Source organism: Chryseobacterium sp. CH21 (genome assembly GCF_004119445.1).
In the GTDB taxonomy this organism is placed as follows: Bacteria; Bacteroidota; Bacteroidia; order Flavobacteriales; family Weeksellaceae; genus Chryseobacterium.
The window spans coordinates 70,953-96,330 of the sequence record NZ_QICI01000051.1; the positions used below are offsets into that span (position 1 = coordinate 70,953).

Here is a 25,378-nt window from a genome sequence, read left to right on the forward strand (position 1 = left end):
ATATGACCTGTTCAAAGTGTTTACCCTTATTTCTATCTCTGATTCACCATAATTTTACCATCACAAAACATCACTATTATGAATACCACATTGAATTTCAGTAAAAAAATACAATCTATTTTATCCCTGTTTGTTTTTATGGGAATAGGATTATGGTCTCTAAAAGGACAGAATACTACCACTGGCGAAAAAGAACTGGAAAACGCAGCTGTCAGATCGGCTTTTCAGAATACAAAGAAAATCAAAGCCGGACTGTTGGAGGTCGGTTATGCAGAAATAGGACCTGAAAACGGAAAACCTGTCATTCTTCTTCACGGATGGCCTTATGATATCCATAGCTTTGAACAGTCCTCTGCAATACTCGCTGAAAAAGGCTACCGAGTTTTGGTGCCTTATTTAAGAGGGTATGGAACCACTACTTTTGTGTCAACCAATACAAAACGTAACGGCCAACAGAGTGCTGTGGCGTTGGATATCATTGCTTTTATGGATGCCCTGAAAATTGATAAAGCTATTATTGGAGGTTTCGACTGGGGTGCAAGAACAGCAGATATTATGGCAGCACTATGGCCTGAACGCTGCTCAGGATTGGTTGCGGTAAGCGGATATTTAATAGGAAGTCCAAAGGCTAATGAAAAACCGCTGTCGCCTAATGTTGAGTTTCTATGGTGGTATCAGTATTATTTTTCAACGGAAAGAGGGTATAAAGGATATCAAGCCAACACTGTAGCATTTAACAAATTAATCTGGAAAAATGCTTCACCAAAATGGGCTTTTGATGACCAGACCTACGAACGCTCTGCCCAATCATTTGATAATCCTGATCATGTTGATATTGTGATTCACAACTACCGTTGGCGTTTAGGATTGGTAAAAGGAGAAAAACAATATGATGTGTTTGAAGCCAAACTGGCAAAATCTCCGGCTATTACAGTCCCTACAATTACCCTGGAAGGAGATGCCAACGGAGCAGCATTTCCTGCCCCTGAAAATTATGCGTTCAAATATACAGGCAAATATGTACATCATACGATTACAGGTGGAATTGGACACAATTTGCCACAAGAAGCTCCCAAAGCATTTGCAGATGCGATTATAGAGGTAGATTCTATGTCACAAACCAAATAATACAACAAACCCACTACTCAACAGCAGTGGGCTTTGTTATTTTTATCAATGGTAAATTCTTCTTATAAGCCTTCCTCCAGTTTCAGCTTATTCACCAAAGGATTGGCATACATGGCTAAGAAATACTCTTTAGAAACCGGATCAGACGGGTCAATACGCATTTCAAGTCTGCGGATAAATAGCTGTTTTTCCTGTTCCGTATATTCGGCTGCGTAAGTATCAGTATTGTGAAGTAAGTCGTAAGCGATATACTTGGTAGGCCAAAGCTTATAATTGCTTATAATGGATCGGTCAATTACCTGAGCAATGGCCTGCAGCTGTTTGTTTTTATTATCAATGGAAGCTGCAATTTCCTCCAGTTCAGTATTAATAACATCACCGGCATGCAGGTGAATGCGTTTCTTTTGTCCTAATATTCCGCTGAGCATGGTGGTAAAATCCTCATTTTTTCCTTTTACGTACTCCTCGTCTCTATGCTGAGCCAACAGTTGAGGCATTTTTAAAGAATCAGTAGGATCGTATTCGTAGGAAATAGAGATAGGAACAATCTTTAATGTTTTGAAATAACCCGTTAGAGACTGATCTCCTGCTGCCATAGCAAGCATTTTCAAAACACCTTGCTGGGTGGCATCATTTCCGTTTTTGGTACGGCCTTCACGCTGGGCAATCCATACAGAACGGTTTTCCTCTAAAATTTGCATTTTAATATATTCAGACATGTTCTGTGAACTGGTAAGCTGATCACGCAGGGACAAACCTCTTTGTACCAAAAAATTGCGGTTTAGTTTAGCCAGAACATTTAGAAATTTTTTGCGTACAAGGTTGTCACCAATGGCAGAAGCCGTCATGATAAGACCACTTTCCAGCAATACAAGATTAAGCAGGGAGGTATCTAAAACAATATCCCTGTGGTTCGATATGAAAAGGTAAGAGGTCTTTTTATCCAATTTATCGAAGCCTGAAGTCGTTAATCCTTCGGAACTTTTTGCAAGAATCTGACGTACAGCATAAGCCACAAACTGATGCTGAAAATCACTGATGGAATGAACATTCTTAAACTGTTCCAGCCATACCTGCTCATCCGTATCAGGAAAAGTAAAGCTCATGAATGCTTTCATCATAGGATCACGGGCAACATCCGCTAATCTTTCATTCACTTCATGATCATAGAAATACCGGATTTCATCAAACTTCGACATGCGATTATTTAAAATTAAAACTTTTTGCAAAAGAACGAAAATTTATCTGGGGAATGGGTATAATGCGTGTTAAAGTATTATGAAGGGCGTAGGAGTTCAGATTTGATAGTTCTCTTTTATCTTAGCCAATTGCATAAATTCAATAGAAATGGGCTTTAGCTCATTTAAATAAGAAAACATTCCTTCTTTTGGCTTTAGCCTAAATTAAGCGTGTTTATTGAGATTCCTGCGGAATGACAAACTGTGTGGATAGTCTAAGCGGATAGTTTGTATTACAGTGTGGAGTAATAAATATCCATATATGTTTTATCAGCATGAACCTTTTCATTCCGTAGGAATCTAAATATTATATTCACATTATTTTAAACCTTCATTATCATTAAGCTTTTTTACTAGCTTACAGGCAAATTTATTCCTAATTTAAATACTTTGTGATAAGCTGCAATCTGATTCTCCTTATTATCAAATTGCTTTTTTATATTTTCAATTGAAAATTATGTAATAACGACGGAGGATTATTGCAATGATCTTCATCAGCCTGGTGAAGATGAGGATAAATAATCAGACAATCTAAAATGCTATCTTCTTTCCAATCCTTATTCTTACTTTTCATTTCGGTGATAACCTTCTTTAAGCGGGAGTACCCTGAAACCTGGCGAATATCCAGATGAATATAACTTTTCGTGTATTTTAACTTATATTTTGTATCAATCACCATTTCATAACCGGGTTTACTGATCAGAAAATCCAGGTGATTTCCGTAGGTTTTGAATTGATAGTGAATATATTTCTCATCTCCAGGGTTTGCTTTTATTAGTTGATAATAAAAATAAAGCTCAAACAGTCTAGGCATATCAATCCAGAAAGGAGGTGTTTCTATTTTTTTCTGCATTGTTTTTGTAATGGTGTACGAAAAACGTTTCAGAATAAACTGTCCAATTCTTAGTGCTTCTCCATATTCGTTGAAAAAAGGATTCTTTTTAATATGTTTTAAATAATACTCATCAACATCAGAACTGATATGTTCAAATGCAGGTCTGCAATAACTTAAAATATGTTTGATAGATTCTAGATTGGAATAGAATAATAATGGATTATTTTCAATATAGCTGGTGGCAAACTGCAATACTTTTTTTAAGAATCTATTTTCTAAATGATCTTCACCAAACACCTGAAATTCACAAAAAGTGGAGGTAAGCCTGTTTTTTAAAACATTATTTTTAATATGCTGGCCTACCAATACTTTACCCTTAATTTTACTGTTGAGGTTTTCTTGTTTTTTATAATAAGATTTTTTCAAACCCTTTCGTACAATAGTTCTTAAATGTTGCAAAAATTGTATGATAAGAAAAGGACTTAAACGATCATCTTTTTGATCTATTTCAATATATTTTGCATTCCAATCTATTTGAATGACATCTTTTGAGTAGCTGGCTGTTTGTGGCAATGCCATCACCTCCAAAAGAATACTTAGATAATTTACTTCATGAGTTTTTGCCTTTTCCTTATTCTCAAACTGTTCAGGAATTTCAGTTGATTCTTCATCACAATTTAAGCAGGTATTAAAGTACTCAGACAAACATGAATTCAATTTAGGCTCTACATAAATTGTTCTTCCTGTATTTCCCAGCCAATCTACCCCTACATAATAATCTGCTTTAATCTTACACAGATTTTGCTCTTTCATTACTGAAAAAGAAAAAGATTGATGATTGAATTTTTTGCTTTCTAATGTTGTAAAAGATTGAAAGGAATCATCGTAAAGATGGAGCAATTTCCCTTTTATATCGGTGAAAGACTCTCCGGCATCTATTCTTTTAATTAAAAAGCTTTTGTGTTCTGAAATTAATATTCCCATTAATTATTCAGTTTCAGATCGTTGATGTAGTCTTTAATGTTTTGATTTTCATGAGTTCCCACCAAAATACCATCTTTTACATACTCCAATAAGATAGGAACCACTTCATAGTTCATCTTCATCTTAAAGGTTTCATCCCTCTTCTGATGGTCTTCCGGATCTTCTTTTTCAGCAATGAAGTAACTATGCCCCAACTTAACATCGTTAATTTCAAATTCACTGCTTACATTTTTTGTTGTGAATAATTGTGATACTTTTTCAAAATCATTACTATTAAAATGAATGCTATTATCTTCATTCAAATTTTTAGGGAGAATATTCACGAATGCAAAACGTCTTCTTATGGCATAGTCAATATGCCCCACACTACGATCAGCCGTATTCATAGTTCCAATAATATAAAGATTGGAAGGAAGAACTAAGTCTCTTTTTCCATCTACTTCATACACACTTTCTACAGTCTTACCTCTATACTCAAGGGCGTAGATAAGTTCTCCAAGAACAGATGATAGGTTGGCTCGGTTTATTTCGTCAATAACCAATACATAATTTTCTGTTGAATTAGATGATAAGTCGTCATTAACTGGTACAGGGGCAGGCTTATCCTTTAAAAATGTTCTTAATTTCTCTACAACTGGGAAATAATAAGCGGTTCTATGATAAACTGATTTCGCAAGATCATCATACTGTTTGGTTTGTTCTCTGCTGGTGATCTGATAATTATAAAGTTTTTTTATTTCACTGAATTTTAAACGATCGCCTTTCCATCCATCACTTGAAATGTGAAAAGAACTTTCTCCCACATGAGTAAGATAAAGCTTATTGGTAAGTTGTATTTTATAATCATTGGCAATCAATTCTTCTTCTATAGAGTTTTTAAAATCTTCAAACATTTCTTCCATCCAAGCCGAATTGGAAATTGCCCCTGTACGCTGAGTATGATCACATGCTTTTTTGATAAAGTCTCCTAATACTTTATTCTCAGCTTCATAGATAATACCATTTCCTTCCTCATCTGGCTTCGCGACAATTCCCCTTACAAAATCTTCATAAGTATAACTAGGATGAAATTGAATCAGCTTAAACTGAGGATGGTCTTTTAAATGCTTTGCATTCTTAATTTTTAATAGCTGTGCAGCCAGTTCTTTTGCCTGTCTGGTTTTTCCAGTTCCTGGAGGGCCTTGCAGGATGATTTGTTTCTTGTATTCTAATAGCTTTAGGTGCTGGTTCTCTTCTTTTTTTGTTTGTAAAGATTGATGAAATCTTTTATATTCCCCAATAGCAGCCGAATAATAACCATCTATTGCATATGAAGGAGCTTCTGCATGATAATATTTGCTTTCCGGATTTTTCTGTTCCGCTTTTGTGTCATTATAGAGAAATGATAAATTTTCTATATCGTCACTCTCAAAAAGATCCTGATTGATCTTTTGTGATACAAGCTCTATAGCTCTTACATAAGAACCAGATGTTCCTGTTTCTTTTTCTCGACCACTTTTCAACCAAACTCTATATTGTTCTTTATAATTGATTGTCATGTTTTTATCCATTTTTTTTAATAGTGATTGATAAGTAGACTTACTTATTTGTGTTAATGTTTTTAATGCTAAAGTTTGATCAATGCTCCATTCTCCTCTTCCTTTCCAATCAATTTTGCGGCAATGTTTATAATCATCCTTTTCATCATCAAAGGTATATTCGCTTTGTACTTCTCCATAGCCAAGCAGTACGCTACGTCCTCTTTTGACAATAATACAATCTCCTATATTGATGGTGTTTTTAAAATCAAAATTGGCAGAAGAATCATGAGGCTTATTAGCTTTTCCACCATATACTTCTACAAGTTTATTGTTAATATCTTTTTTGGTTCGGTACTGCGCTAAATTTCCAAGATCATCCCATCCCAAGGCCATTATCCCATCCTTATAAAACTCACTCCATTTGTATGCATTTTCTCCCGGAGCATATAGCCAGTATTTAATAGGACTATTAGAATTGATAATACGGTCTGCCTCATCTAGCATTAAGATGTATCCTTCTAGATTTATTACATTTTTCCGAAGATAACTGGAAACTTCTTTCGCATTTATTTCTGTATTACCTGGTAGATCTAATATGATAATTTTGGCAATGGTTCCAAAATATGAAGTAACAAGTAGACTTCTATCTTCGAGAGGAAAGCTTCGATAAAATGAACATATAGAAGTATAATCATTATCAATATTCAGTACCTCTTGACAAATATTTTTCCAAAATTTGTAATGTATAGGATATTGATCAGGTGCTTGGCAATGCTTAATTATAGAAAAAAGATGAGGAATAAAAGATTTTAGATTGGTATTCAATTCTAAATTAAAATCCTCTATCGTATTACAATTCTTAATGGTATTGAATAATTCAAATAATCGTAAAGTTTTATTCTCAGGAAGTATAGTTCCTTCTTTAAAATTATTAATACGATCTGCAACTTTTACAATTGAATTGATCTTAGCAATATATAGGGATAAATTGTCTGTGTCAGTTATATCAAATAGCTCATCAGATTGTATTTTTCGGATTACATCTCTAATGATATTTTCAGTGGTGGAATTTTGTAATCGATGTAGCTTTTCTTCAAGTGGAGCAAACCAGCTAACGATTTTTTCATTTTCTACAACTTCATTAAAAGCTTCTTCGTATTGAGTGGTTATTTCTTCAAAACTTTTATTAAAAGAATTTAAATACTCTTTGGTAGTCATAATATAGAGCTTATTATAGTATTTCTAAATTAGGTTTTAAGTATAAAACCTAATGAATAAAAATAATATTGGTGTTAAAAAATTACGGAGATTTTGAATTTATATTTTAAGTATAAATAGATCATGTCATTAAGTGTACTATTTTCATGGATTTGTAGTTTTATTTGTTACAATGATATGAAAAAACTTTAGCTTCTGTTTACGGGAAAACGTAAATTTTCTCTAAAAGTCATCATCAATCGTGAGTAAAAACAGTTTTACCCCCTTCCAAAGCCTCTGGAGGGACTTCCGAACGGCCTGGACCCACTTTATGAAGGGTCTCTACCCCCTTACACAAGGGGGGAGAGAGGGTTGTCTAAGGGGGGATAGAAGGTTATGTAAGGGGGGATAGACCTTTAGTCAAGGGGGTAGAGAGGGGTAGAAAAGGGGCTGAATACCGTTGATGAAGTACCTCGAGAGGGTTAATGAAGGGGATAGAAGGACTAAAATGCTATTCTAAGAAGTATTCTCATCATCACATCGCTTCATCAGAGATGCAGCCTCCATTTTTTGCACCCTTTGATTATACATTCCAATCTATAAAATCTTTGTGTTTTTATTTCGCTCTAACTTGCAGGAGAAATTGTTTCTGTATTTGTTTTGAATGCAATGGCGCAAAGGTTTTTCATCTTTATATGTTTTTTAAGGAGCAAGAACATTTCGACTTCGCTCAATGTGGGATTTTCAGCAAGGATTAATGCAGTATACCATTTTATCGGAGATAAAATCCTTGCGCCTTAAAAAACGTGTTTATGATAAGATCTTGCGTCTTTGCGATTTCCAACTAAAGCAAGCAGACTTGTAACCACAAAAAAAGCACGCTTTCACGTGCTCTAAGAAAAAGTATATTGGCTTTCTACATTAATCCTTACTGATTGTCGGTGGAAGAGGATGGAGGAACTTCTGGTTGTCCCGGAGTGGTTCCTGATGAGAAAAACTGTTTCATTCCTTCATAAATTACATTGGTACCGGGAACGTTTTCTTCAGAAAGAAATCTGATATTTCGGTAGAAACTGATGGCGTTATGATAATTGTCGTGATCCAGCAAAACTTTGGTATCAGCCAGTTGTTCTACTAAGGAATCCAACAGTTGCAGCCTTTGCTCTATCTGTTCTCTGGCTTCATAATCTCTATCGAATTCTGCTTTATCAATAAACCCGGGAACATGTTGAACATATTGTTCCATGTAGTTTTTGGCTTTATTCACAAAGAGTTTGTTTTGTTCTGCAATTCTCCCGTATTGCTGTCTCTGATCCGGAGTAAGATTGATGGTTTTTCCTGTAAGGACAGTCTGGATGTCCTGAATAGCTTTGTCAATGGTTTCTAAATCATTTGCTGAAAAGCTGATGCTGATTAAATTGTCTAGTGCCATACTATTGTGTTTTGTTGTTACTTCAAATATAATGAGTATGGGGTATAAAAAATCAACAAGAAGTGAATTTTTTGACAGGCGTTCATTAGATAATTAAAACAATATAAAGACGTTTTGTATTTATCACTTTTTGATGAAAAAAAGAGGGTGAAAAAAAGAAAATTGTGAAAGACGATAGATTCTCTGTTCCTAAAGAAAAACAGAATGAACATCCATTGTAATTATACTGTTTCTAAAGGGTAATTTTTATAAATATTTTTCTATATTTAAAACTTCATAAATGTTGATTTATCATGGAACATACAATACATCAGGGACGCAATGTAAAACGATTCAGAGAAATGCTGGGCATCAAGCAGGAGGCGTTAGCTCTTGACCTTGGGGACGACTGGAACCAGAAGAAAGTTTCTCTGCTGGAACAGAAAGAAATTATTGAAGACCCTTTACTGAAAAGAATTTCTGAAGTATTGAAAATTCCGGTGGAAGCATTTCAGAATTTTGATGAGGAGCAGGCTGTGAACATTATTTCTAATACGTTTGGGGAGAATGCTTTCAGTAATTCATTTAATTACGGTACAATTAATTTTCACCCTATTGAAAAAATAGTGCAGTTGCATGATGAGAAGATTGCTCTTTATGAGAGGATGCTGAAGGAGAAGGATGAGATGATGGGGAGGTTGGAGAAGTTGATTGAGAAGGGGTAACTTAAGATATAGAAAAAGGTTCAGCGTGTGCTGAACCTTTTTTATGATTAATCTGTTGTGATATTATATATTTTCACTTGTCCATCATCAAATGTAATTGCTAGCCTATCTTCTGCTTTCGCAAAATTGTTAAGATCTGTGAACCACATTCTATAGTCACCCCTACCATTAGATCTATAAAGAGAAATGACAGTAGGTATCTCTGTTTTATCTTGTTTTACAAAAACACCATTTATTTTTACTTTATGTTGAGGGCCAAATTCTTGAGTCTCATAATCATGAATATTATTTTGTTTCAAAAAATCACGCACCATAGACGTAGCATCCATAATACTTTTAGTAAGACCTGTTAATGTAGGGATAATTATTGCTTGCTTAATATCTTTTAAATTAATAGGATCCTCTTTTTCTTGTGTTTTTAATGATTTGGTTATAATATTTTTTACAACTTTTGCTCTATGCTCTCTTGAATTGAATTCATGGCTGCCTTGTCTTGAAACTTCAAAGAATTTAGTTTCATCAGGTGATAATAATTCAAGATCTTTTTCATCACCATTAAAATAAATATCAACCTTTTCTTCCAAATCCAATAGTTCTCTTTCTAATTTATCAAATACTAAATCATCAAAATTAATATTTTGAAGTTCTATAATTAGTGTAAATAAATTAGGCTTATTATACCAATAGTTGCCTTTAGGGAATTTTAGATTTTTTATAATCTTCAATGAGTTTATTATTTTATCTAAAACATTAGAATAATTTTCGAATTGACTATTATAAGACTCTAAGTAATAATCAATTTTTAAGTTTCTTCCAAAGTATTTTTCTTCTAGAATAGTTGATGATATAAGCATCAAATATTGTGAATCAAACATTCTTTTCACATCATTCTCCGAAAATATATTATTTTCCGAAAAAAAGGAAGTAACAAAATCTTTTTTTTCTTTATCAATTATAATTTCGGTCATTTCCTCCTCAGCATTAAAATTTTTATCAGCTAACTGTTTACAAAATATTGCAAACTCCCCATCCCCATATTGGGCATTCAAAATCTCATTGGAATTTAATGAATACTCTGTACTATTTATTCTTCTAAAAATTTCTTTAACATTTTCAGGTCCAATATCTTTTAGATCTTTAACAGAAACAGGGTAATTTAAAAATTCCTTTTTAACATCAATGTCTAATGAGTCAAAAGATGGGATTTTTTTTTGATTTTGGAAATCATTTCTTCCTTTGATATAGTCAATTATTGCGTTTAATCTCTGTTGTCCATCCACAACTTCTTCCTTACTTTGTAAACTTACAACATCTATATCTGAACTAGCGATATATACTTCTGGAAATGGAAAATTCATTAATATTGTTTCAATGAAAGAATATTTATGTTGTTTTTTCCAAACCAATTTTCTTTGAAATTTTGGAGAAGTATCTAACAGTCCAGATTCGATTTTATTATATAACTCTATAATTTTTAAAGTATTTGAGGGTATGCTTTCTTTTAATTTCATGATTAATGACTAATTAAATTAACTTGAATATTTTTTATATTTGTTTCATGATAGGTTTCAAAATAAAACCAGGATTTATATATTTCAAAATTTATAATTCTACCATATAATTTTTCATATCTACTTTGTACATCTTTCAACTCTTTTGATAATTTAAAATCATCAGGAAAAAATCGAGTAACTAGTCTTCCTTTTAGAACATATTTAGCCAGATTATTCCGGTCTTTCCAAATAGATGATGAATAACCTTCGGTATAGTGATATAAATTTTTAAATTCTCGATCAAACAATTCAGACGAAATTATAGCAATATCTAAATCAGATTTTTCATTCTTATTATCACGGTTATAGTTAAAATCAAAATCTTTAAACATATAAAGAACTGTATCTCTCTCTGGCTTTATACTAAATCCTAATTTTCCTGAACCTACTATAATAACCTCTCTTATATGAGCATTCAAAAAAGTAGAAATATCTTTTTTAAATTCAAATTCAGGCTGTTTAAGGACCTGTTTAAAAAAAATGAATCTCCTTCTATTAAATATTTTTGAACTATAAGATCTGTCTTATTAGTAGTACAATCTTTTTTAAAATCATCAATTAAGGCCATTTAAAGTATTTTTAATAAGTTTGCCAAGCTCATAAGCTAATAAAGGAGGAACTGCATTTCCTACTTGAGTATATTGCGGTACTTCATATTTTCTAGCATCTCCTCCAGTTGTTGTCTTTGATTTAAAAACAAACCAATCAGGGAATGATTGTATTCTAGCCATTTCTCGTACTGTTAATACTCTAGGATTATTAAAATCATAGTGACATACATCATCAGGAATAGTCAATTGTGCAGGTGCAGGTAAGTTCTCATTTAAAGCTTTTTGAGTATGCTTTTTAGTTTTTAGTTTTTTCATTAATATCTTTAAGTCTTCAAAGTTCTCGAGTTTACGTTCGACATCTTTTTCATTCTTAGCAGATGGAATAAGAAATAAAAAAGAATTGATAGCATTAAAAATATCATTTTCATTAATTATTATTTCTTTTCCACGTAATAAATTTATAATATTTTTTTTATAATCTACGGGAATTTTTTCTAGAATTTGATATAATCTAAATCTTGCTCGAGTTATAGAATTATGGTGGCGCATCTCAAAATTGGATAATTGTTGAGATTTTTTTGATCAAATAAATCTTCTAATAATAATTTATAAGTATTACTTCCATTATCATTGGATAAATCACCAATAGCATCTTTGACTGAGGTAAAAGTTTCTATAGTTTTGTTCATTTTCGGAAATAGCTCACCATCAAAAAGATTGGGTTCTTCCTCAATATCATAATATTTAAAATCACTTACTTTAATATCATTTATATTAAGTTCCTTATTATTAACCCTTTCATAAAAAGTTCTTGATAGATTTAAAATTTCTTTTTTTGTTTTATCTGTGGTATTATTAAGCAGTTTATCAAAAATATCTTTTCTATATGCAAGTAATATGAATCTTGGACGATTTTGGGGTATACCAAAAAACTTAGAATTAATCATCATACATAACGGAACGAACCCTTCTAGCGAAAATGCTTTGGAGACTTCTAACCAAGCAAAATATTGCTCATCGTCTTCATTAAATGGCGATGTTATTCCTTTTACATTTTCAAGTAATACAACCTTAGGTTTTGTTAAACCTGTAAATTTAGCAAATGATAATGGAAGTAAATTTTTAGAATTGTTTTTTTCTCTTTTCCCTGCTAAACTGAAACTTTGACATGGTGGTCCGCCAGATACTAAATCAATATCTAGTTTCTGTAGTTCTTTATATTTTCTATTTTTTAGTAAAAACGAAAGAAGCTTATCAATATCACCAACTAAAAGTTTTCCATCTAAGCTAGCTTCTTTATTAAGATCTGTTATCTTTTTATTACCTGAGAAAGAATTTTCTCTTAATCTATTTTTTAAATTATCCTTTGCATAGTCACTACATACCCATAATGTATGAACAGGATTATTATTGTTTCTGATAATTCTGTTAAATTTTCATTTAAAAAATTATAAGCAAAGGTTTCACTAGCCATTGGTGAAACCTCATTAGCAAAATAGAGTTCAAATCCTGCTGATTCTAATCCTAAATTCATTCCACCACAACCAGCAAATAACTCTATATGCGTAAGTTTTTTCATTTATAAAATATTATAGCAATTGCAATAATACGAAGAAAAAAAATTTATAAAATCATATTTTCTTCTTTAGATTGTTTTAAGATTTTAGTAAAATATTATATTTATTATTTAAGAATTATTGTTTTATTTTTTTATATTCTATAATATCTTCTTTAATTTTTAAAACGTTTTCACTAACATCGTACAATTTTATTTTAAAAAAAGAGTTATTTTTAGAGTCTAATACTTCTTTTACTTTATTATAAAGTTTTTCTAAATTTTGTGGTTTAATCTCACATTCCCATATTATAATTACACTCCAACCAAGTAGGAGATTATCTTGTATATTATTATAGTCTCTAATTTTATTTTTTTCAATCTTATTTTTCCAAAATGTGGAATTGGTTTTGGGTATGTGGGATATGTTACAATTTTCATGTCCATGCCAAAAGCAACCATTAATAAAAATAGCTGTTTTATATTTAGGGAAAACAATGTCTGGCTTTCCTGGTAATTTTTTATAATTTATTCTATATCTTAAGCCTTTGCTAAAAAGAAATTTCCTAACCAATATTTCTGGTTTGGTATTGGTTGACCGTATTTTGGCCATTACTTCTGATCTTTTCTTTTTATTCCAAATATCCATGAAATAAATTTACTTAAATCATTGTCTCTGATAAAAATAATGGGATAGAAAAAATAAATTATAAAAGTAAGATATATCTTTTGATACTATTATAAATTTTTATTGATTTAGCTCCAAATTTATAAATCTTCTTCTACACGTCCACCTCCTCAATCTCCACACCGGCAAATACACAAAAATCATAGGCAGTATAACATTATTCTTTAAAACAATATTCTGTCAACCTCTGTTCTCCGGATTTTAATAAAATACCCTGTTCAACAGCCCATTTCAGGTCTCTGCTTGCAGTGGGGGCAGAAATATTCCTGAAGTTCTGCATATAGTCTTTCCTGCTGAACTTATTTTGTTTTACTTTCTCTTTAAATAAGAAAATTCTGTCTTCTGTATACAATGTTTTATTTTGAGTTTGTAAAAGTTCCTGTAGAGATTCGAGAATAATACCGAGCATAAATTCTACAAATGGGGTAGAATTTCCTTTTTATCAGATTCTGATAAGGTATTATAGTATTCGGCCTGTTTTTGCTTGATGAGAGCTTCTACGGGCAGATATTCAAATACAGGATATTGCTGCATCAGAATCAAGGTCTGCCAGAGTCTGCCCATTCTTCCGTTACCGTCTGTAAAAGGATGTATAAATTCAAACTCATAGTGGAAGACACAGCTTTTAATTAAAACCAGATCTTTGTCTTTTTTCAGATAAGCAAAGAGGTCATTCATCAATCCTTTTACCATAGTGCCTCCTGGTGCTATATGTTCTACTTTCGAACCTTTAATGATACCCACATTAGTAGTTCTTAACTTACCAGGATGAGCAACCAATCCTTTCATCAGAATAGAATGTGCTTTTTCTAAGTCTCTCAGGTGATAAGGATTCAGCTTATTGATTTCTTCATACACCTGTATTGCATTCTGTACTTCAAGAATATCTTTTTGGGGAGCAATGACTCTTTTATTTTCCAGTAAAGCGGTTATCTGCTCTTCAGTAATGGTATTTCCTTCAATTTCCAATGAAGACTGAATCGTTTTAATCCTGTTTTTTTTCCTTAATTCAGTCACAGGTTTATACAGATGTGAAGCATTAATTTCTCCTATTTTTTCGGAAATAGAAGCTACTAAAAATAAAATGGTGTCTGTAATAGTATAAGGAGGTTTCATATCTTTGATAGTATCATATGATACTATCAAAGATAGAAATTTATATTAAAAATATAGAGATTTATTAAAATAAATTATGCATTTAGGTCGACAGCCACAGCTTGCGTCCTCCTACACATCCACCTCCTCAATCTCCACACTGGCAAATACACAAAAATCACAGATAAAATTCCTGCCAACAAACCCACTACCATAGCCATTGCCGTAGCATCCAGCTTATAATCCTTTGAAAAATTATACTGTCCTATAAAGAGCAGGGATAATACCAATGAACCTGTAATTAGGCCGTGTAAGATGCTTAGTTTGGTCATTAACTTTTTAATATTCAGTTGTTCGTCTACGGTAAACTCTATGGCTTCCTGGCTGGCGGCATCGGTTACCCTTTTGATGATATCAATGGTAAGGACTACCGGAAGGAAAATAGCCATGGGCAGGGTAAGACGGGCCAGGTTTTGGGTTCCTGAGAAAAAATGGGTGTAGCCTAACTCTTTGAAGCTGGCATACGCAATGATGAAATTAAAAAATACATTCGGGAGGACATAATACATCGTACGCTTGATGAGAAAGCGTCTGAGGGTGGTTTTCTTGATGGGTTTTGGCTTTGGAGGCTTTATTTTAAATTTCATAGAGAGGTGGTCAATAGCTCAATGGCTTTATCTTTTATCAGATGGGCTTCCTCTTTGGGAAGAAAATTTTCATTGGACATGAAAGTGAAGTCCATTTGCTGGTTGTATGTACTGGTTACCAAAGTGTTTGAGTTCAGCCATGGAAAGGCCACGGTAGGACTGATCACGGTTTCCAGTTTGAAGTTTTTATAATCATTCGGAATATTCACCTTTCCCATATTGGATAGGGTTACATCATGTCCGCCTTCGCTGGATTTCAGCATACTGATCATACGTTCTACAATGGGGTGCATATGTTCACCCATCCACAGGAGTTCACGGGCTTCCATCTTGTTGATTTTCTCGATAAGATCCTTTTTGATCTGTTTGACATTACTCATCACATCCTTACTGTCTTTTTTCACAGAAAGTTCTACTGTTGGGGCAAAAGCAAACAAATGATCTTCTTTAATTTCCGGAATAAAATGACGCACATCTACAGGACTGATCACCTTTCCTTTGGCACGGTCTCCCTGAATATCACGGAAGGCCTGCATCACTGAAGAGCATAGCAAAGCATGTACGGAAATTCCGTTGGCTTTACATTTTTCAGTGATCAGTTTGGTGTCTTCTGTGGTCATTTTCCAGTGAATGGCGTAATTTTTTCCAAGGTTTCTTTTTTTGCTTTTTCGTTGGATAGAAAAGAATATTCTGGCGAAAAGTAAATAAAGGCTGGCCTTGTATTTTTTGATTCCTGTATTAAAATCTGAAGGCAGGAAATCATTCACAGATTCAAAAGCAACATAAGGAATGAGCGGGGCATGAGGATTGTCCAGCAAACTCAAAAGCTCACGCATTAGGGTCACTCCGGTTGTTCCGTCTGAAATGCAATGAGGCATGACCCAAAGGATTTCGGAAGCATCCTGTCCTTTTACCCAAACCACTTCGGCTAACGGTTTTTTAGGATGTTCAAAGAGCTGGAACCATCCTTTTTCAGATTCTTTGAACCAATCTTCGTCTGTCTTTCGTTCTACAATACGAAGAGGAATAGGCTGAATATCCTTTTGTCCCACAAAAAGAGGATAGCGTCCGCTGTTGCGATCAATGACCGCTCTCAGCATCGGATGTTTCTGCTGGATTTTGATTAAAGCTGTTTTAAAATTCTCTTCCGGAATCTCTCCTTTGATTTTTGCGGTATATACACAGTTTAAAGGCGTTTCAGGATCTACATACATGATCCTTTCCACCATCATTAAGGGTCTTCTGATCATAATACTGCGATTTGTTTCAGTTGTGAATGTATAATCTGAATCACCTCATCACGGACTGCCAGAGCATCTGTATAAGGTAAATATCCTTCGCTCCCCATGAATGAAAAATCCATTTCACCACGGTAAGTAGAGGTTACCATCGTTGTTGTATTCCCCAAAGGACCAATCACGGATGGACTGAAAATAGTATCCACCGAGAATTCTTTATACTGATGAGGAATCTGAATTCGTCCCAGATTGGAAAACATGCAATCGTTGGATGATTTTCTGTTCTTTAAAAGTTTGGTGAAATTCTTCAGGGCATCATGTCCGGATTCCATCACCATCATCGTGATGTAAGGATTCAGTTTTGAGGTCTTTTGTTCCACAGATTTTTGCATTGTTCGGAGATTGTCCTCAAAGCTTAGCTTTTCATCAGAAGAAACCACAATCATCAGCCCGAAAGCGAAAATATGATCTTCCTTGATCTGACTGGCAAAACGCCTGATGTCTACCGGACAGGAAACTTTGTTGAAGGATTTTTCACCTCTTACTTTTTTAAAGGCCTGTAATACTGCCGCACTCAAGAAGGTATTGACGGTTACTTTCTGAGATTTGCAGTAAGCAATTAATTCTTTGCTCACCGTTTCATCCAATTTCCAATGGATTAAATAATCATTCTGTCTTTCCACAGCTTTTTTACCTACCGGAATACATTTGATTGCTGTGGCAGCAAGCCTTCCGATAAACTTAGCTTTCAGTTTCTGTCTGCGGCTGTTCAGAATTTTAGCCGGAACCACATCCTGAATTCCTAAGATAGGGTTTTCAATTCCGATATCAGCAGCTGGATTGTCCAGTACTACTAAAAACTCTTTTAAAAAAGCCATTGCAGAACCGCCATCGCAAAGACAATGGTGGAACGCAAACAGCATGTCAGAAACGTTTTCCCCTTTGATCCAGACAAACCGGATCAGGGGTAATTTTTCATAATTAAAGGTAGTATTCCATTCTCTCCTGGATTCTTCCTGCCATTGATCTTCGCTTTGTCGGGCAATGATTCTTACAGGAATAGAAACTGGATTATCAGGAACATTGAACCATGGAATATTTTTTTCATCATGGCTGATCAATGCTCTAAGCCATGGATGTTTCTTTTGAATTTGAGCCAGCGCATGCTGGATATCTTTTAATGCAAAGGTACCTCTCAGTCTGAACGAAATGACCGCGTTAAAAGGTTCTGTTCCGTCCCCCAGTAACATGCGTTCACCAAATAGCAATCTTCTTTTCATATGCAGCTATTTATGGGTTTATACAGAAGCTAATGTTGAATGTTCTTGTACAAAATTTTCTAACAGTTCTACTGCTTTGTCGTTTCCTCCTGCAAGGGTAAATGTATTGCGGACTTCCTGAGCTGCCAATCTGTATTTCGGGTTTTCTAATAATTCAAAAACCGTTTCACGAAGGGCTTCTACACGGAGTCTTTTGTATCGGATGCTGATTCCGCAGCCTGCCTGTTCGATCAGTTTTGCAATGTGAAAGTGGTCATAAGCAATTGGAGTAATCAACATCGGTAATCCATTACGGAAAGTATCGTTAACGGTATTGAAACCACCATGGCAAATTACCATATCCATGTGCTGCATCACTGCAGATTGAGGAACAAAGCTGTTCACAATAAAATTGTCCGGCCATTCTTCAAAAATTTCCGGTGGAGTAGCAGCAATCACTGTAACGGGGTGGTCTTTAAATGCAGCGATGATTTTTTCAAAGAAAGCTTTTCTGATGTCTACCAAAAGGGTTCCCAATGATACAAAGATCTTGGGAGTGGTAGAAGCATTCAGTTTATCCCAGTCAAATGGTGCATCGTTAGGGCGGCCTTTTACCGGACCTACAAATTTCATATGAGACGGAACAGTTTCAAAACCAGCGAAAGCCTGTGAAGTAAACACCATATTCAGTTTGTGAGAATGAATGTAAATACCTTCTTCATGAATGCCTACTTCTTTTTGAAGGTCTTTGATCAGGTTTTGCTGCCATTCCCAGATTTTAGGAGCACTTTTTTCCGTATCACCCATTACATCCGGTGGAACAGGCGTTGTGGTGACACAAGGAATATTATGTTTATGAGCGAAAAGAGCCCCTCCGAAAGTAATGCAGTCATTCACAATCACATCCGGCATCCAGCTTTCTGTCAATCTGGTTAATCCCGGCATCATCATTTTAGCGAAAGGAACATAGGTTTCTTCGAGTGCCAGTTTCATTACTTCAGGTCCGGAGCATGCGGGTCCGTCATCCTGTCTTTTTAAAATACGGGCAATTTCCTCCTGATACGGAATAAGATCTTCTTCCGGATAGAAATAAGAACCTCCTTCAGGAATATGTTTGTTGTCTAAAGGCGTAATCCCGAACCATTTTACTTCGTGTCCGCGGGCAATTAAACTTGCTCCCACACTCAAAGTAGGACTTACATGTCCGAAAAACGGAGGAACCACGAATAAAAATTTAGATGGTTTTTCAGGTTTTGAAGCTTTTGACAGAGCCTGTTCCAATAGGTTAGCAGCTGTAGCGGAACCTCCTGCTTCCACAAAAGACTGACCTACTTTTTGAGCCGCTTCACGGTAGCTTGGATTGTTTAAAATCTGTTGTACCGCTTCTCTCAGATGATTGGCTTTAAATCTGTTAAAATTCAGACGCTCACCCGCTTCGGTACGCACCACACGTCCTGCAACATGTGATTGATCATAAGCAATCGGAATGACTACCAAAGGAATCCCATGTGATAATGTTTCGGATACGGTATTGTGACCGCCATGGCAAACCACACCATCCAGATGAGACAACAGATCCAGTTGTGGAACCTGCTGATATACCATAAAGTTATCCGGCCACTGCTCGAAAAGTTGTGGATCGGAAACGACTACCACAGTCAAATCTTCATCTTTAAAGGCATCAACAACCTTTTGGAAAAATGCTTTTTTATGATCATGATCGAAGGTAGTTCCGATACTTACTAAAATCTTTTTGTTGTCTTTGCTTTTTAATTTTTCCCAGTCGAATTCACATGAAACACGTCTTTCCGCAAGAACCGGACCTGTAAATTGGTATTGAGAAGGCAGATCATCCATTTCCCCAAAGAAATAATTCGATGTTAAAACAAGGGTCAACAGATCTGAAGTTGCCAAAGAGCGTTCTTCCTGGAAACCCAGTTCTTTCTGCAAATCAATGATTTGATTCACTTCCCATTCGTGTACTTTTGGAAGCTCATTCATGATTTTAATGGCTGCCGGAGCGGTAACGGAAGTCGCACAAGGAATTCCTAATGCCTTTGCGGCAACCGGAGCTGCAAATAACTGATGATCCCCGATAATCAAATCAGGCTGCTCTATTTTTAATAATGAAACAATTCCGTTATAACAATGTCTGTTCAGCGGGATAAGAACCTCTTCATAGAGGAACTTAACACTGTCGATTCCGTACACTACTTTTTTTGAAATGATATCAAGATATTGTTCACTGTCTTTCTTTTCTTCGTTGGTCTGATCATATTGGATCAGTAATAATTTTCCTCCCTCGGGAAGCTTAGCCTCTAAAGTCGGGTCAAGGCTGATCCAGGCTACTTCATGTCCTCTTTCCAGCAGGGTAGCACCGATGCTTAAGGTAGGGTTGACATGTCCTGTCAATGGTGGAACTATAAATGCAAATTTAGCCATGGTTTTGTGTTAAAATTTTAGATAAAAATTGAGCAATCGTTTCAGCAATGAGCTGAGGTTCCTGAATAGGAATATTGTGATCACCCGGAATTAATTCAAGTTCAGACTGGTTGATTTTAGATTGCAGCCACTCACCGGTAGGTCTGCAGTTGGAATCAGCGCCATAAAGCAATAGAGTAGAAGCCGTCAACTTACTAAAGTCGGTTTCACCCAGGAAATGTTTTTCCTTAATCATATCTGCTTTAATGCTGGTCTGGTTAAACAGAAATTCATACATACGGTGGTTCTTTTCCATTTGTCTTTTGCCCATCTGCACTTTGGTGGTGTCTGTAAAGTTGGCTACGTAATGCTCAAGAAATTCTTTGCTGTATTCATCAATGATGTTACGGGCTTTTTCGTCCTGAGGATCCGGAGCTTCCATGACAACAAGCTGATTCACACGGTCAGGATATTCCAAAGCTGTCTTCAGCGCAATAAGCCCTCCAAAGCTATAGCCTACAAGGTGTACATTTTCCAGTTGAAGGTGATCTATTAAACCTATTAAATCGGATGACATGTTGTCAAGATCGTACCCATCCAAAAAGCGTTCACTCATTCCATGACTTTTCAGATCGTACATCACTACATTGAAATGCCTGGCCAGCACAGGGGCAATATTAAAATAATAAATGGACAGGTTACTGAACATACCGTGGATGAGTACCACGGTTTGTTCGGCTCCTTTGTTGAGTTCCTGTATATGAACTTGTCTGTTATTGACAGTGATTATTGGCATTCGTAGATATAATTGATGATCATACTAAGGTCAAGATTAATCAGCTGGTCAAGATCCATAGATGATAACCAACCTGTAAAGTCGATCTGATCGCCAAAATGCGCCTTGATCTTTTCAGAGAAAGAGACAATCTCGATGCTGTCCATTTCAAGATCTTTGGTGAATGAACTTTCAGGAGTAATATCCATCTCTTCTACAAATTCAGCACCTATCACTTCAGTAATAAAACCTTTTAATAAAGTAAAAAGTTCTTCGTGGTTCATTTTTAATGTTGCGTTTACAGTGTCCATCCGATAATATAATTTTTATGTTTAATAGTTTTGATTTCAATGTTGTTGATCCACAGGTGATCGTCTTTTATCATTTCGACTTCGAAGGCTTTAGGATTTCCTTTCAGTCCGGTTCCTAAGAACTTTCCGTAAGCTTCTTTGGCTACCCAGAATCGGGTGGTCCATTCTGCCTGATCTCTGTCTTTTAATAAGGCTAATTCTTTGTCAGTAAATACCATGTCGTAGAATCCTGAACTGCGTTCTTCCATGAGTTCCATATCAATTCCTACAGATTTTCCATATCTCGCGATTCCAACGGCTTCTTTTCCTTTGTGGGCCAATGAAATATGAATGTCTTCTGTAAAATCACTGATGAGGTAAGGTTTCCCCACTTCATCGGAACGGATTTCAAAGGTGATCGGGAAGCAGGCATGATTTTTTTCCTGACGGAGAAGGTTTCTTACAGCATCTTTCACTGCTACACGGCTTACCATCCAGTTTTTCTTCTTGTTGGGTAATAACTGTTGATGGTGCTGTTTTTCTGTCTGGTTGAAATATCTTTTCAGGATAAAATCCCATGAAGCGACTCTTGTATAGGCCTGATGAAAGAAGAAAACTTCAGGAGCAATCTCTTCCGAAAGTCTGTTGTGCAGCGGTGACATGGAAACATTCCATAAAGCGGCATCAATTTCCAGTCTTCTGTTTTGCCAGCCTGTAATGGCACACCATACTTTTCCGTCTCTTTTCAGGATGATATCTGCGATGGCAAATTCATCATTAAGCTCAGTCAGCATACAGGTACATTCAAAAATACCTTCCTGATCATGCATATCACCGAAGAATTCAATATCTCTGATTTTCACAGGAAATGCAATACGGTCTTTTACCAAAGTAAGCTGAAGCCAAAGCCCGAATAGCTGCCCTGCATTATCCAGTAAAGAACCTTTACCACCGTTTCCTTTTATTTTTCCGATGATTCCCTTGTCTCCAACGGCTGAAACTTCCGTAATTCCCTGGTATTTATCTCCATGGAACATGTGCATGTCATAGATTTCTTCAGGGGTTCTTTCGATAGGTAAAAGATGACCGATGGAAAGATTGAAATCAGGTGTCGGAACAGGACCCGATTTTAAAACTACTTCTGCGTTGGCAAAGTTTTCAATATCGAGATAAGCATGATTTTGTGAACGCCATTCTCCTTTTACGGTTTTTTCGAAAGGTTTAGCTACGTTCATCCATTGGAATACGCTTACGTTCATGATTTTATGAACCAGTGTTCCAGGAATTTCGGCTTCTGCAATTTCTGCAAGTTGTTCAAAGATCATCGTCATCGGAATAACCGGTTCCATATCTGCTACATGAGCCCAGCCTTTTGGCTGTCTCAATAAGCTATGGTCGATCAGGTAAGGATGACTTTCCAGGGTTACAAACAAATCTTTTGAGAAGGTTGTACTTGTTGGTGCTTTTTGAACAGGATGAGCTACAGGTGCGGGTCTTTGGATGGTGATTTCCGGACGGTTCTGGAATAAAGTCAATACTTCTTCCTGCATACGGATCATATCCGCAACGTTATCCTGAAATGCCTGTACCAGCGGATGTCCGCTTTTTGCAGTCGCAACGGAAGAGGCAGTATATTGTTTTGGCTTGTCAAAGGACTGAGCCAATGCTTTTACTTCTTTAAAATTGCGGATGATAGGCGAACCTAATTCCAGTTTAATGCCTTTTCCTGACGGTCTTTTCGAATGATTCTGAATCTCCAGAAAGTCAAGAGCAATCGTTTTTCCTTCTACAAATAAAGAAGCCACTACACGCTGTAACTGAGCTAATGCAGAACGGGTTGGAACGCTGGATGCGATGGTACTGAAAGCTTTTCCCTTCAAAGTATCATCAATAAATCCAATCAGACCACCAGTTCCGACTTGAATGAAAACTCTTGCGCCTTCTTCGTATAATTTATCGGTCAGTTCACGGAAACGAACAGGTTCAACCAAATGCTCTGCACTCAGTTTTCTGATCGCTGCCTGATCTGCAGGATAAGGTTCTAAGGTGGTAGCAGACCACAATGGAATTTTCGTCTGCTGGAACTGTGCTTTTTCCATTCCGGCAAGGATTACATCCAGTTTATCAGCGATAAAAGGAGAGTGGAATCCGGATTGGAATGGTAGTACCTGATGGAAAATCTGTTTTGCTTTTAATAAATGAACCAATTCATCCAGAGCGGCATTGCTCCCACAAAGAATCACCTGATTGGGGCAGTTGTCATTGGAAACATAAAGGTTTGAAATTTCAGCAATAAAAGGTTTTATCACCTCAATTCCGGCTCCTATGGCGATGAACTTGGAATCTTTTAATTCAAAAGTTTCAGGATTCAGCACATCAATTAAAGCTTTTACAGAGTTTACTTCTGCTAATTCAGAAGAGTAACCCGCCAGCCATTCTCCTAAACTGTGTCCTGCATTCATATCCGGGATAATTCCCAACTTTTTCAGTGAATTATCAAGGATACTGCAGTTGTTGAAAACGTTTAAAGCATCGGTTAAAAGTCCTTCACCTTCCGTTTCGATAGGAGCTGTTAATCCGAAATAACGGGTTACAGTTTCTACCTCACCTTTTGCCAGTCCGTCTAGTCCTGGGAATACAAAGGCTACTTTACCGCCATCTTTTAATAATGGGGTAGAAGTGTACCAGATATCCTGTTTGTTTTTCCATGTGATATTCTTGGAAACAATTTTAATGGCTTTTTCTAATCTTGCGGGCGTAGGATCGAATAGGGCAACCCTAAAATTTCCTTCACCAATCGCTGTTTCATTATTTTGTAATGCGGAAAGCAGTTCTTCATGGGTAGGTCTTGCCAAGATCAATACCTTATCTTTTTTCGGCATATCATAACCTTCCAAAACAACGTGGGCATTGATTCCTCCGAATCCGAAAGCATTCACTGCCGCTACTTTTGGCAGCCCTGTTTTTGACCAGTTTTTGGCTTCCTGTACAGGTTCAAACCTTGTATTCTGCATCTCCGAAGTCGGATTTTCGCAATATAGGGTTGGTGGTAAAGTATCGTGATGTAATGCTAAACAGGTTTTAATTAATCCTGCAATTCCGGCAGCTGGCATAGCATGTCCGATATTGGACTTTACAGATCCGATACCCGCAGCCGGAGTTGCTTCTTCTTTTCCGAAGAACTGAGCTAAGGTCTGAAGTTCTGTTTTATCTCCAAGGGGTGTTCCTGTACCATGAGCTTCAAGATATCCCACTTTATTTTTATCTAAATCAGCATTGATCCAGGCTTGTTCCAAAGCCTTTAACTGACCTTTTACGGATGGGCTCATTACGCTGGTACCTGTACCATCGCTGCTTACACCCACCCCTTTGATCACGGCATAGATTTTATCCTGATCACGAACGGCATCTTCCAGTCTTTTTAAGACTACAAAGCCACAACCTTCACCGATCAATAAACCGTCAGCATCCATACTGAACGGCTTGATCTGTTGTTGGCGGGACATAGCTCCCAGCTGGGCGAAAATACTCCAGAAAGCAGCATTTTGTCCTGTGTGTACGCCTCCTGCGATCATGATATCAGAACGGCCTCTCTGAAGTTCCTGTACAGCATGATCTACAGCAATTAAAGCAGAAGCACAAGCGGCATCTACAGTGAAGGCAGCACCTCCTAAATTGAAGCGGTTGGCCACAAGAGAGGCAACAAGATTGGGAATTAATCCCATCGCAGTATCGGCTGCAAAACGTCCTTTGCGTTGTTGAAAAGCATGTTTTACTTTTTCAATATCTGCAGAAGAAACCTGAGGCAGCAATTCCTGTAATAACGAAGAAATCTGTTCTCCGGTTCTTACGATCTCGATGGCACGGGTAGCGCCCGGACCTGTATAGTTTCCTTTACCAATAATGATGCCTGTTTTTTCAAGGGAAATATTTTTCTGAAATACGCCTGCATCTTCCAGTGCTTTCTGTACCAGATCAAGGGTAAGCAAATGGTCAGGTTCCGTTCCTTCCACAGCCAATGGCAGAATACCAAATGCGGTAGGATCGAAAGTATAATCAGGGATGAATCCTCCGCGCTGACAGTAAAAACGGTCAACGGGGCTTGTGGCATCACTGAAATGAACCGGATCTATCCGATCCGCCGGAGCCAGCTCGGTAGAATCAACTTTATTGACAATATTCTGCCAAAAAGTGTTGGCATCCTGTGCCCCGGGAAAGACACAGGATAGACCAATTACAGCAACATCTGTTTTTTTCATACTTAGTTT

At 36.1% G+C, this 25,378-nt stretch carries 19 protein-coding genes and 1 pseudogene; 2 read left to right on the forward strand and 18 right to left on the reverse strand.

The features are described from left to right. Positions 1-78: 78 nt before the first annotated feature. Positions 79-1,128 carry an alpha/beta fold hydrolase gene (locus tag BOQ62_RS11330; protein WP_129039547.1) on the forward strand — a complete coding sequence of 350 codons (1,050 nt, stop codon included), beginning with the start codon at positions 79-81 and terminating at the stop codon, positions 1,126-1,128. A gap of 62 nt (positions 1,129-1,190) precedes the next feature. Here the strand turns inward: BOQ62_RS11330 and BOQ62_RS11335 are convergent, their stop codons facing one another. The 4 genes from BOQ62_RS11335 to BOQ62_RS11350 form a co-directional block, all read right to left on the reverse strand. Next, positions 1,191-2,327, reverse strand: a complete 1,137-nt coding sequence (locus BOQ62_RS11335; protein WP_129039549.1) for a 1-acyl-sn-glycerol-3-phosphate acyltransferase — start codon at positions 2,325-2,327, stop codon at positions 1,191-1,193. Between the two features lie 475 nt (positions 2,328-2,802). Continuing rightward, on the reverse strand, positions 2,803-4,185 hold the full coding sequence (locus tag BOQ62_RS11340) for a 5-methylcytosine restriction system specificity protein McrC (RefSeq protein ID WP_129039550.1): 1,383 nt from the start codon (positions 4,183-4,185) through the stop codon (positions 2,803-2,805). Further along, on the reverse strand, positions 4,185-6,923 hold the full coding sequence (locus BOQ62_RS11345) for an AAA family ATPase (RefSeq protein ID WP_129039552.1): 2,739 nt from the start codon (positions 6,921-6,923) through the stop codon (positions 4,185-4,187). Before BOQ62_RS11345 ends, BOQ62_RS11340 begins: the two co-directional genes overlap by 1 nt. A 907-nt stretch (positions 6,924-7,830) precedes the next feature. Next, on the reverse strand, positions 7,831-8,334 hold the full coding sequence (locus BOQ62_RS11350; RefSeq protein ID WP_129039554.1) for a hypothetical protein: 504 nt from the start codon (positions 8,332-8,334) through the stop codon (positions 7,831-7,833). A gap of 293 nt (positions 8,335-8,627) precedes the next feature. On the opposite strand from BOQ62_RS11350, the gene BOQ62_RS11355 reads away from it, so the two are divergent. Beyond that, complete coding sequence (locus BOQ62_RS11355; protein WP_129039556.1) at positions 8,628-9,038, forward strand: helix-turn-helix domain-containing protein; 411 nt, start codon at positions 8,628-8,630, stop codon at positions 9,036-9,038. A gap of 47 nt (positions 9,039-9,085) precedes the next feature. On the opposite strand, the gene BOQ62_RS11360 is transcribed toward BOQ62_RS11355, so the two are convergent. The 14 genes and pseudogenes from BOQ62_RS11360 to BOQ62_RS11425 all read right to left on the reverse strand — a co-directional run bounded on the left by BOQ62_RS11360 (position 9,086) and on the right by BOQ62_RS11425 (position 25,369). Continuing rightward, positions 9,086-10,549 (reverse strand): DUF262 domain-containing protein, encoded by a 1,464-nt coding sequence (locus BOQ62_RS11360; protein WP_129039558.1) that lies wholly within the window; start codon positions 10,547-10,549, stop codon positions 9,086-9,088. Between the two features lie 2 nt (positions 10,550-10,551). Continuing rightward, positions 10,552-11,010, reverse strand: coding sequence for a hypothetical protein (locus BOQ62_RS11365; RefSeq protein WP_129039560.1), 459 nt, complete (start codon positions 11,008-11,010; stop codon positions 10,552-10,554). Positions 11,011-11,145: 135 nt separating this feature from the next. Then, a complete protein-coding gene (locus BOQ62_RS11370; RefSeq protein ID WP_129039562.1) occupies positions 11,146-11,691 on the reverse strand; it encodes a DNA cytosine methyltransferase in 546 nt (181 codons plus the stop codon). Further along, a complete protein-coding gene (locus BOQ62_RS11375) occupies positions 11,670-12,566 on the reverse strand; it encodes a DNA cytosine methyltransferase (RefSeq protein WP_129039564.1) in 897 nt (298 codons plus the stop codon). Before BOQ62_RS11375 ends, BOQ62_RS11370 begins: the two co-directional genes overlap by 22 nt. Next, positions 12,497-12,721: a DNA cytosine methyltransferase gene (locus tag BOQ62_RS11380; protein WP_129039566.1), complete on the reverse strand. Its 225-nt coding sequence runs from the start codon at positions 12,719-12,721 to the stop codon at positions 12,497-12,499. Before BOQ62_RS11380 ends, BOQ62_RS11375 begins: the two co-directional genes overlap by 70 nt. Positions 12,722-12,836: 115 nt before the next feature. Next, a complete protein-coding gene (locus BOQ62_RS11385; RefSeq protein ID WP_129039568.1) occupies positions 12,837-13,346 on the reverse strand; it encodes a very short patch repair endonuclease in 510 nt (169 codons plus the stop codon). 196 nt (positions 13,347-13,542) lie between these two features. Next, a pseudogene (locus BOQ62_RS11390) lies at positions 13,543-14,501 on the reverse strand (Fic family protein). A 74-nt stretch (positions 14,502-14,575) separates the two neighbouring features. Continuing rightward, entirely contained in the window at positions 14,576-15,049 is a 474-nt protein-coding gene (locus BOQ62_RS11395; protein ID WP_228413977.1) for a hypothetical protein, read from the reverse strand. Positions 15,050-15,123: 74 nt separating this feature from the next. After that, positions 15,124-16,377 (reverse strand): condensation domain-containing protein, encoded by a 1,254-nt coding sequence (locus BOQ62_RS11400; protein ID WP_129039572.1) that lies wholly within the window; start codon positions 16,375-16,377, stop codon positions 15,124-15,126. After that, on the reverse strand, positions 16,374-17,645 hold the full coding sequence (locus BOQ62_RS11405) for a condensation domain-containing protein (protein ID WP_164976729.1): 1,272 nt from the start codon (positions 17,643-17,645) through the stop codon (positions 16,374-16,376). Before BOQ62_RS11405 ends, BOQ62_RS11400 begins: the two co-directional genes overlap by 4 nt. 18 nt (positions 17,646-17,663) lie before the next feature. Then, complete coding sequence (locus BOQ62_RS11410) at positions 17,664-20,066, reverse strand: glycosyltransferase (RefSeq protein ID WP_129039575.1); 2,403 nt, start codon at positions 20,064-20,066, stop codon at positions 17,664-17,666. After that, positions 20,059-20,841, reverse strand: coding sequence for an alpha/beta fold hydrolase (locus tag BOQ62_RS11415; RefSeq protein WP_129039577.1), 783 nt, complete (start codon positions 20,839-20,841; stop codon positions 20,059-20,061). Before BOQ62_RS11415 ends, BOQ62_RS11410 begins: the two co-directional genes overlap by 8 nt. Beyond that, entirely contained in the window at positions 20,832-21,131 is a 300-nt protein-coding gene (locus tag BOQ62_RS11420; protein WP_002977699.1) for an acyl carrier protein, read from the reverse strand. The genes BOQ62_RS11415 and BOQ62_RS11420 overlap by 10 nt, the downstream gene beginning before the upstream one ends. Continuing rightward, on the reverse strand, positions 21,119-25,369 hold the full coding sequence (locus tag BOQ62_RS11425) for a type I polyketide synthase (RefSeq protein WP_129039579.1): 4,251 nt from the start codon (positions 25,367-25,369) through the stop codon (positions 21,119-21,121). Before BOQ62_RS11425 ends, BOQ62_RS11420 begins: the two co-directional genes overlap by 13 nt. Positions 25,370-25,378: the final 9 nt, after the last annotated feature.